An 8,681-nucleotide genomic window follows, 5' to 3' on the forward strand; every position below is an offset into this window, starting at 1 on the left:
ACGGCAGGGCCAGCCCTCGCCCCAGCGAGCCCGCCGAACCCGACCCCCCACCCGTGGTCACGGGGACGCCTTGGAAAGTGAGCGGCATACGCGATCCACTTGCAGCGCAAGGGAGTCCGCCAGGTCGCGGTAGGTCGCGCGGGCGGCGGCGGGGTTGGCGCGAACCACAACGTCAACCCCATGTGGTATGCCGCTGAGCTGGGTCGCCATGATTCCCCGCAGTCGCCGTTTGGTCAGGTTTCGGGTCACGGCGTTCCCCACCGCCTTCGACACAACGAAACCGACGCGCGGCGGAAGTTCCGCCCGCGCATCGGTCCGGTTGGCATGCACGACGAGAAGTGGCCCGCCCGCTCTGCTGGCACCTGGTCCCCGCACTGCCGACGTGAAGTCCGCCCGATCGCGCAGGCGGTGACGTGCCGGCAGCACGTCGGTCCTCAGGCCGAGAGCTCGGAGCGGCCCTTGCGACGACGGGCGGTGATGATGGCGCGGCCGGCGCGCGTGCGCATGCGCAGGCGGAAGCCGTGTGTCTTGGCGCGGCGACGGTTGTTCGGCTGGAAGGTGCGCTTGCTCACGAGGTTCTCCGTTGCTTGCGGGACGGACGACAGGCGCCGACCTGATCCCAAGTCCAATCGAGTGGTTCAACTGCAGATTGCTGCTGCTGGCGACCGCAATCGGCAAGCCCATGGATCGACGCCACCGCATCCAGGCGCGCGCCACGGGCATGCGAAAGAGGTCGCCGACACGCTCGATCCACGATACGGGAGCGGCGGAAGGGGGGTCAAACCGGCTCGATGACGCCCGATGCCGCACCCGCAAAGTATCCATCCTTGACCATCGCGGCTCATCCGCAAGTCGACACGCCGAGGACTCGAGCCTTTCGCAGGCGGGACAGTTGTCAGCCGCATCCAGGTGTTGTTAGGTTGCGGTTCGCACGATTGCCGCCGAGTGCGCTCTCCGCCGTCATGCACAGGGTGTGGACAATCGTGTGGAAAACGTCCGCATCTGGAGTGGTGAGATGACAGGCTGGACATCGTCCTGTGCTCCCGAGCATGTCGGACATCCGAGCAGGGCGGCAACAGAGCAGTCAGGGACAGGGTGAGGCAGTGACGGGCGGAGACGTTGACTACGGCCAGGTCTGGCATCAGACCCTCGCGTCGCTCGGCACTGCGGGAGTCACCGCACAGGAGCGTGCCTTCGTCCGCTTGTGCCGGCTCGTCGGCGTGCTCGATCAGACCGCTCTGGTGAAGGTGCCCAACGCCTACACCAAGGACTTCCTCGAGATCCGACTCCAGGGCCAGGTCGTCGCTGCGCTCTCGACGCATCTCGGTCACCCGGTCCAACTTGCGGTCAGCGTTGACGAATCCCTCGACCAGGACGACCTCGGACTCATCACGGACGAGCCGACGGGCCAACCCGCGCTGTCCGATGTCGGCCGGGTCGCGCATGCCTTCGGGACGCGCGACCCACGACTGGAGCCGGTCACGCCGCTCGTCGTCAGCGGGGACCCGCTCAAGGATCTCGATGCCAGCGCTCCCGATCTGTTGGCGGCCGATCTCGACCCGGCGACGACCCCGGCGGAGTTCGCGCCACCGATGGGTCCCAATGGTTTGGGCCCGGATCACCGACGGGCCGGGTACCTCTCACCGGACCACCTCCAGCCCGGCCAAGTGCACCAGGGGATCCAACACGCTCACATGCCCGGCGGGGAGAGCGGCCCGCTGCGACAGCAACGACCGGAGCCGGCGGCCCAGGCGAGCGACACGCGGCTCAACCCGAAGTACACCTTCGACACCTTCGTCATCGGTGCGAGCAACCGCTTCGCTCACGCCGCCGCCGTTGCCGTCGCGGAGGCGCCGGCGAAGGCGTACAACCCGCTCTTCGTCTACGGCGAGTCGGGGCTCGGCAAGACCCACCTGCTCCACGCGATCGGGCACTACGCCCGGACGATGTTCCCCAATGTGCGGGTCCGCTACGTGAACTCCGAGGAGTTCACCAACGACTTCATCAACAGCATCCGCGACGACAAGGCCAGTGCCTTCCAGTCCCGCTACCGCAGCGTCGACGTCCTGCTCATCGACGACATCCAGTTCCTCCAGGGCAAGCTCCAGACCCAGGAGGAGTTCTTCCACACGTTCAATACGCTCCACAACGCGAACAAGCAGATCATCATCACGAGCGACCTGCCACCCAAGGAGCTGTCGGGCTTCGAGGACCGCATGCGCACACGGTTCGAGTCCGGCCTGCTCACCGACGTCCAGCCACCCGACCTCGAGACCCGCATCGCAATCCTGCGCAAGAAGGCGATCCAGGAGCGGATGTCGGTGCCCGACGACGTGCTCGAGTACATCGCGAGCAACTTCAGCACCAACATCCGCGAGCTCGAGGGTGCGCTCATCCGGGTCACGGCCTTCAGCAACCTCAACCGCCAGCAGATCGACCTGCCCCTGGCCGAGATCGTCCTGAAGGACGTGCTGCCCAACGAGACGCCAAACCAGGTGACGGCGGCAACGATCATGGCCGTCACGTCCGCCTACTACGCGGTGACGATCGAGGACCTGTGTGGCTCGTCGCGGTCCCGCCAGCTCGTCACCGCTCGACAGATCGCCATGTACCTGTGCCGCGAGATGACCGACCTGTCCCTGCCGAAGATCGGGCAGCACTTCGGTGGGCGCGACCACACGACGGTGATGCACGCCGATCGCAAGATCCGCGAGCTGATGAGCGAGCGCCGCGCCATCTACAACCAGGTGACCGAGCTGACCAACCGGATCCGTCAGCAGTCCACCTGAGCTCCGGCGACAGCAGCCGTATGCCGCTCAGTCCTGTCGCGAGGCGATGGTGACCTTGAGCGCGTCCTCCCAGGGCGTGGGCTCGAGCCCGAAGGTTCGCTCGGTGTCAGTGCTGTCGAGGATGAAGGGGCGCTCGAACTGGTGCCGGGTCTCGCGCAGCTCGCGCATGAACGGCACGGCAACGCCAGCCGCGGTCCCGAGCGCCCGGGGCAGCACCCAGAGCCGTCGCCGCCGGACGCCGGCGATTCGGGCCACATCGTCCGCTGCCTCCTGGAAGGTTCGCGGCGCCGACGTCGGCACGTGCCAGGCCCGGCCCCAGGCCAGGTCCCCGATGTCCCTCGGATCCCCCGCCGCGACCCGTGCGGCGAGCCGGCCCACATCCGGCACGTAGGTCCATGAATGGGGCGCGTCCCGGCGACCCAGCGGGAGGAACGGAGGACGCCCGGCGAGCAGGGAGTCGATGATGACGTCGTTGAGATAGCTCGTCATCCGCGTCGTCCCCGGACCGAAGTAGTCGCTCGAGCGCAGCTCGGTCGCGCGGAGCCGCCCCGATTCGTGCAGGGCAAGGGCGTCGGCCCACATCCGGGCACGGAGCTGGCCCTTGTGCCCGGCCGGCCGCATCGGCTGGTCCTCTGTCATCGGGCCCTCGACGCGACCGTAGCCATAGAGGTTGCCGATGATGACGAGTCCGGCGCCGGAGGTCTCGGCGGCCGAGAGGACCGCCGCTGCCACGGGTGGCCAGTCGGTGTCCCAGGTCGTGTAGCTCGGCGGGTTGAGCGCGTTGACGATGCTCGTGGCACCCCGCGCGAGGGAGGCGAGACGGCGCTCGTCCCTGGCGTCGGCGGCGACGACCTGCACGGCGTCCGGATGAGTGGTCTCCCAGGGGCGGTCGGTGACGTGGCCGGAGCGGGATACGAGGGTGACGGCGTGGCCGAGCGTGACGAGCTCGCCGGTGGTGGCTCGGCCGACGCCGCCGGCGCCGAGGACGAGGTGGTGCGACATGGGAACTCCTTCGATAAGTGAGCACTGCTCTCGAATCCAGTATGGATCCGAGTGCTTCACAAATCAAGAGCGGTGCTCACATTTGTTCCGGAACTGTGGCAGGCTGGCGGCATGGGAGTCCGTCAGGAGCGCCGCGCCGCCATCGAGGCAGAGATCACCCGGGTCGCCCGCGAGCACCTGGCGAAGTACGGCGCACCCGGCCTCAGTCTCCGTTCGGTCGCCAAGGAGCTCGGCATGGTCTCCTCGGGCATCTACCGGTATGTCGCGAGCCGCGACGACCTGCTGACGCGCCTCATCGTGCGGGCCTACACGTCCTTGGCCGAGACTGCAGCCTCAGCCCACTCGGCCGTTCCGGCAGACGACCTCGACGGCCGGTGGAACGCGGTCGGGCGCGCCATGCGCGAGTGGGCCCTGGCCAACCCGCACGACTTCGCCCTCATCTACGGCTCGCCGGTCCCCGACTACGCCGCACCGGGAGAGCTCACCATCGGGCCCGGCACCGCGGTCCAGGCCATCCTCATCCAGCTGCTTCAGGATGCCCTGCGCGCTGGACGCATGCCCGACCCCCGGGCCGACGACCTCTCCAGCCGCGCTGTCGGCGACCTCCTCGCCGACGACCTGTTCACCGGGCTCGAGGTCGACGCCAATGCCCTGGGCCGAGGACTCTCCGCCTGGACTCTGCTCCTGGGCGCAGTGACGAGCGAGCTCTTTCACCAGCTCGGTCCGATCGCAGACCCCGAGGCGCTGTTCGAGTGGCATCTGGCTCGAGCCCGGGATCTCTTCCTCACATCCACGGAGCGGGCCTGACGATCCACAGTTCCGTCCACAGGTGTGTACACAACGAGACCATCCAGTGACACCGCGGCCCAGCACCCCGGGGCCGGTTGTCCACCGCTGTGGATAACTCTGTGGAGGAATTAGCTCGGACTTCTCCACAGGGGCAATGTGGACAAATAGCAAGGAATCGCCAGCCGTTCGACATTGTCCACACCTTGCTGTGGACAACTGTGGACGGAAAGGCAAACCCTGCGGAAAACCTGCACCCCTCCTGTGTTCTGGGTGTGTACGGCCGTTGGCCCGTCCACAGCCGATCCGGAGCAGGCGCCTGTTCACCCACAGCAGCTACACAGGGCGCCACGCCGCCCGACCTGCGCTGACGACCGTTGTCCACATCGTCCACAGCACCTACGACTATGACGAGACCCCAGTCAAAGGAAGGATCCCCGAGTACAGCGGTCCGACCGCCCGGCCAGATGTGCGGAGCGCGCACCGACCGTCAGCCCTGTGGTGCAGAATCACCTCCACGGGCTAATGTCTGAGCCCCCACTGTTGTCTGAAACCGCACGTGTTGTCAGAGCTTCAATGTCCATCGTCGTGAAGTGAGTCCGTCGTGAAGTTCCGCGTTGAGCGAGACGTCCTGGCCGAGGCAGTGACCTGGGTTGCCCGGGGCCTCCCCGCCCGGCCACCCGTGCCGGTGCTGGCGGGCGTCATGCTGGAGGCGTTCGACGACGGCAGCCTCACCCTGTCCGCCTTCGACTACGAGGTGTCCGCGCGCATCACCGTGCCGGCTGACGTCGCGGAGCCGGGCCAGGTGCTCGTCCTCGGGCGCCTCCTCGCCGACATCTCCCGCAATCTGCCGGCCAAGCCCGTCGACGTCAGCACCGACAGCACCAAGGTCAACGTGACGTGTGGCTCCTCGCGGTTCAGCCTGCGCGAGATGCCGGTCAGCGACTACCCGACCTTGCCCGCCGCGCCGGAGGCGAGCGGGACCATTGCCGGGGACGTGTTCACGCAGGCTGTGGCTCAGGTGGCCATCGCCGCCGACCGCGGCGACACGCTGCCCATCCTCACCGGCGTGCGCATGGAGATCGACGGCGACAAGGTCGTGCTTCTCGCCACGGACCGCTACCGCCTGGCGATGCGGGAGCTGACCTGGACGCCGGCGACCCCGGAGGCCAACCACGTCGCCCTGATCCCGGCGAGGCAGCTCTCCGAGACCGCCAAGGCACTCGGAGCGTCCGGCTCCGTCCAGCTCGCCTTCGGAGGCGGCGGCGACGGACTGATCGGCTTCGAGGCCGGGCAGCGCCAAGCCACGACTCGCCTGCTCGATGGCGAGTACCCCAAGGTCACCTCGATCTTCCCCACCTCGGTGGACACCGAGGCCATCATCGAGACGGCCGCGCTCGAGGAGGCCGTCAAACGAGTCGCACTCGTGGCCGAGCGCAACACCCCGGTCCTGCTCAAGTTCACCGACGGGCAGGTCGCCATCGAGGCGGGCACGGGCGATGATGCCCAGGCGAGCGAAGCCGTCGAGGCGACCCTGCACGGCCCGGAGATCCAGATCGCATTCAACCCGCAGTACCTCCTCGACGGACTGCACGCGGTGGGCCAGCCCTGGAGCCGACTCTCCTTCACCCAACCGAGCAGGCCAGCCGTCCTCACCGGGCAGCCGGAGGCCGACAGTGAGACCAACTCGTCGTACCGGTATGTCCTCATGCCGGTGCGCTTCGCCAGCTGACCCAGGGTGTCGCTGACTGCTGTTGGCCTCGGGAGCGAGCCCAGCGGCATACGGCATAAGCCTGTTTGGGTAGGTGACCCGACAACGACACCTGCGGGTGGCGACGACTACCCTCACAGGATCTGGCCCGGAACGGAAGGCACTCGACATGCAGCTCGGTCTCATCGGTCTCGGCAGGATGGGCGGCAACATGCGCGAGCGGCTCCGCGCTGCCGGCCACGAGGTCATCGGCTACGACCGCAACCCTGATGTGACCGACGCCCCTACGCTCGAGGCGATGGTCGAGGGCCTGGCCGCCCCCCGCGTCATCTGGGTCATGGTGCCGTCAGGGGACCCGACACGTGACACCGTCGCCCGCCTCGCCGAGCTGCTCAAGGCTGACGACCTCGTCATCGATGGTGGCAACTCGAGGTTCACCGACGACTTCGAGAACGCCAAGCTGCTCGGTGACAAGGGAATCGGCTACGTCGACTGCGGCGTCTCCGGCGGGGTCTGGGGGCTGGAGAACGGCTATGGGCTGATGTGTGGCGGCGATGTGGAGTGGGTGGAGCGGGCCATGCCCGTCTTCGACGCGCTCCGCCCCGAGGGACCCCGGGAGGAGAGCTTCGTCCACGCCGGCGAGGTGGGGGCAGGGCACTACGCGAAGATGGTCCACAACGGCATCGAGTACGGCCTCATGCACGCGTACGCGGAGGGCTATGAGCTGCTCGAGACCAAGGACATCGTCAAAGACGTGTCGGGCACCTTCAAGGCCTGGAGCCGCGGGACCGTCGTGCGCTCCTGGCTGCTCGACCTCATGGTGGACGCCCTCGAGGAGAACCCCCACCTCGGCAACGTGTCCGACTACACCCAGGACTCCGGCGAGGGCCGGTGGACCGTCGAGGAGGCGATCGCCCTGGGCGTCCCGATGCCGGTCATCTCGGCGTCCCTCTTCGCCCGCTTCGCGTCCCGACAGAAGACGTCGCCCGCGATGCAGGCCGTTGCCGCGCTGCGTGGCGAGTTCGGCGGGCACCAGGTCATGACGATCGCCGAGGGTGACGCCCTCCGCGAGGGTGAAGTGCCGCAGGAGCCGGGCAAGCGGGACAAGGTGGCCCACGACGTACACTCCTTCGCGGCCAAGGGCGAGGCGAGCTCGCGGGCTTTCGGGAGGGCATCGCAGGCCAACGTCGAGGCGGCAAAGGATGCCGTCGACGCGGGTGCCCCGCCTGCGACCGAGCCGACCGACCAGGCCCACACGGCGCTCGGCACCGAGCGCTCGAAGCACGCCGACTGAGCGGGCGTGCACGTCAGACACCTGACCCTGAAGGACTTCCGGAGCTACCCCAGCGCCGATGTCGCACTGTCCCCCGGCGTCACGACGCTCATCGGGTTGAACGGCCAGGGCAAGACGAACCTCGTCGAGGCGATCGGCTATCTGGCGACGCTCGGGTCGCACCGGGTGGCGACCGACCAGCCGCTGGTCCGGTTCGGCGCCAGTCAGGCCATCATTCGCGGTGCGATCGTGCGCGACGGGCGCGAGACGATGGTCGAGCTCGAGATCACGCCGGGACGATCGAACCGGGCGCGTCTCGGGCGCGCACCAGTCGCCCGGCCCCGCGACGTGCTCGGCACCGTGCGCACCGTCCTCTTCGCTCCCGAGGACCTGGCCCTGGTCAAGGGCGACCCGTCCGAGCGACGCCGCTTCCTCGACGACCTGCTCGTGCAGCGCCAGCCTCGCTGGGCTGGCGTCCGGTCCGACTACGACAAGATCCTGCGGCAACGCAATGCGCTGCTGAAGTCTGCGGCACCCGTGCTGCGCCGAGGCCGGGGGGCGGGGCGCCCGCGCCCAGGCGAGCCACCGCTCGAGGAGGCGCGTGACTCGGCCCTCCACACCCTCGACGTGTGGAGCGAGCACCTCTCGACGGTCGGTGCCCAGCTGCTCTACGCCCGCCTCCGACTGCTGCGCGACCTGCTGCCCGACGTCGGGGCCAGCTACGACGCGGTGTCGGCCAGCAACGCCCGGGCGACGGCGCGGTACAGGAGCTCGCTCCACGAGGAGGTCTCAGAGCGCATCGCCGAGCGCATCGCCGCCGGAGAGGTGCCGGAGATCGACGAGCTCCGGACAGCCATGCTCGACAGCCTCGCCGCGGTTCGCGCGACGGAGATCGAGCGAGGCGTGAGCCTCGTCGGTCCCCACCGTGACGACGTCGTCCTCAGTCTCGGCGACCTCCCGGCCAAGGGCTATGCCAGCCACGGTGAGTCGTGGAGCTTCGCCCTCGGCCTCAAGCTCGCGGCCTACCGGCTGCTGGCCCGTGACCTCGGCGACGACCCCGTGCTCGTCCTCGATGACGTCTTCGCAGAGCTGGACACCGGTCGCCGCGAGCGGCTGGGCG

Annotated in this window: 8 protein-coding genes; 5 read left to right on the top strand and 3 right to left on the bottom strand. The window is 68.4% G+C overall.

Features of this window, described 5'->3' with window-relative positions; all coding sequences use genetic code 11:
- Window positions 1-57 precede the first annotated feature (57 nt).
- Together rnpA and rpmH are read right to left on the bottom strand one after the other, a co-directional pair.
- Complete coding sequence (rnpA, locus tag VIR15_RS00005; protein ID WP_331925412.1) at window positions 58-426, bottom strand: ribonuclease P protein component; 369 nt, start codon at window positions 424-426, stop codon at window positions 58-60.
- A gap of 8 nt (window positions 427-434) precedes the next feature.
- Window positions 435-572 (bottom strand): 50S ribosomal protein L34, encoded by a 138-nt coding sequence (rpmH, locus tag VIR15_RS00010; protein ID WP_331925413.1) that lies wholly within the window; start codon window positions 570-572, stop codon window positions 435-437.
- Between the two features lie 531 nt (window positions 573-1,103).
- On the opposite strand from rpmH, the gene dnaA reads away from it, so the two are divergent.
- Window positions 1,104-2,789, top strand: a complete 1,686-nt coding sequence (gene dnaA, locus VIR15_RS00015) for a chromosomal replication initiator protein DnaA (protein WP_331925414.1) — start codon at window positions 1,104-1,106, stop codon at window positions 2,787-2,789.
- A 27-nt stretch (window positions 2,790-2,816) separates the two neighbouring features.
- Here dnaA and VIR15_RS00020 read toward each other — a convergent pair whose 3' ends face one another.
- Window positions 2,817-3,791 carry an NAD-dependent epimerase/dehydratase family protein gene (locus tag VIR15_RS00020; RefSeq protein ID WP_331925415.1) on the bottom strand — a complete coding sequence of 325 codons (975 nt, stop codon included), beginning with the start codon at window positions 3,789-3,791 and terminating at the stop codon, window positions 2,817-2,819.
- Between the two features lie 111 nt (window positions 3,792-3,902).
- Here VIR15_RS00020 and VIR15_RS00025 point away from each other — a divergent pair, with 111 nt between their 5' ends.
- From VIR15_RS00025 to recF, 4 genes are all read left to right on the top strand, one after another.
- Window positions 3,903-4,598, top strand: a complete 696-nt coding sequence (locus VIR15_RS00025) for a TetR/AcrR family transcriptional regulator (protein ID WP_331925416.1) — start codon at window positions 3,903-3,905, stop codon at window positions 4,596-4,598.
- Between the two features lie 583 nt (window positions 4,599-5,181).
- Window positions 5,182-6,309 carry a DNA polymerase III subunit beta gene (gene dnaN, locus VIR15_RS00030; protein ID WP_331925417.1) on the top strand — a complete coding sequence of 376 codons (1,128 nt, stop codon included), beginning with the start codon at window positions 5,182-5,184 and terminating at the stop codon, window positions 6,307-6,309.
- A gap of 148 nt (window positions 6,310-6,457) precedes the next feature.
- Window positions 6,458-7,582 carry a phosphogluconate dehydrogenase (NAD(+)-dependent, decarboxylating) gene (gene gnd / locus VIR15_RS00035; RefSeq protein ID WP_331925418.1) on the top strand — a complete coding sequence of 375 codons (1,125 nt, stop codon included), beginning with the start codon at window positions 6,458-6,460 and terminating at the stop codon, window positions 7,580-7,582.
- Window positions 7,583-7,588: 6 nt separating this feature from the next.
- The coding region (gene recF, locus VIR15_RS00040; protein WP_331925419.1) for a DNA replication/repair protein RecF at window positions 7,589-8,681 on the top strand (1,093 nt) is incomplete at its 3' end.

This window comes from Intrasporangium sp., from assembly GCF_036566125.1.
Taxonomy (GTDB): domain Bacteria; phylum Actinomycetota; class Actinomycetes; order Actinomycetales; family Dermatophilaceae; genus Intrasporangium.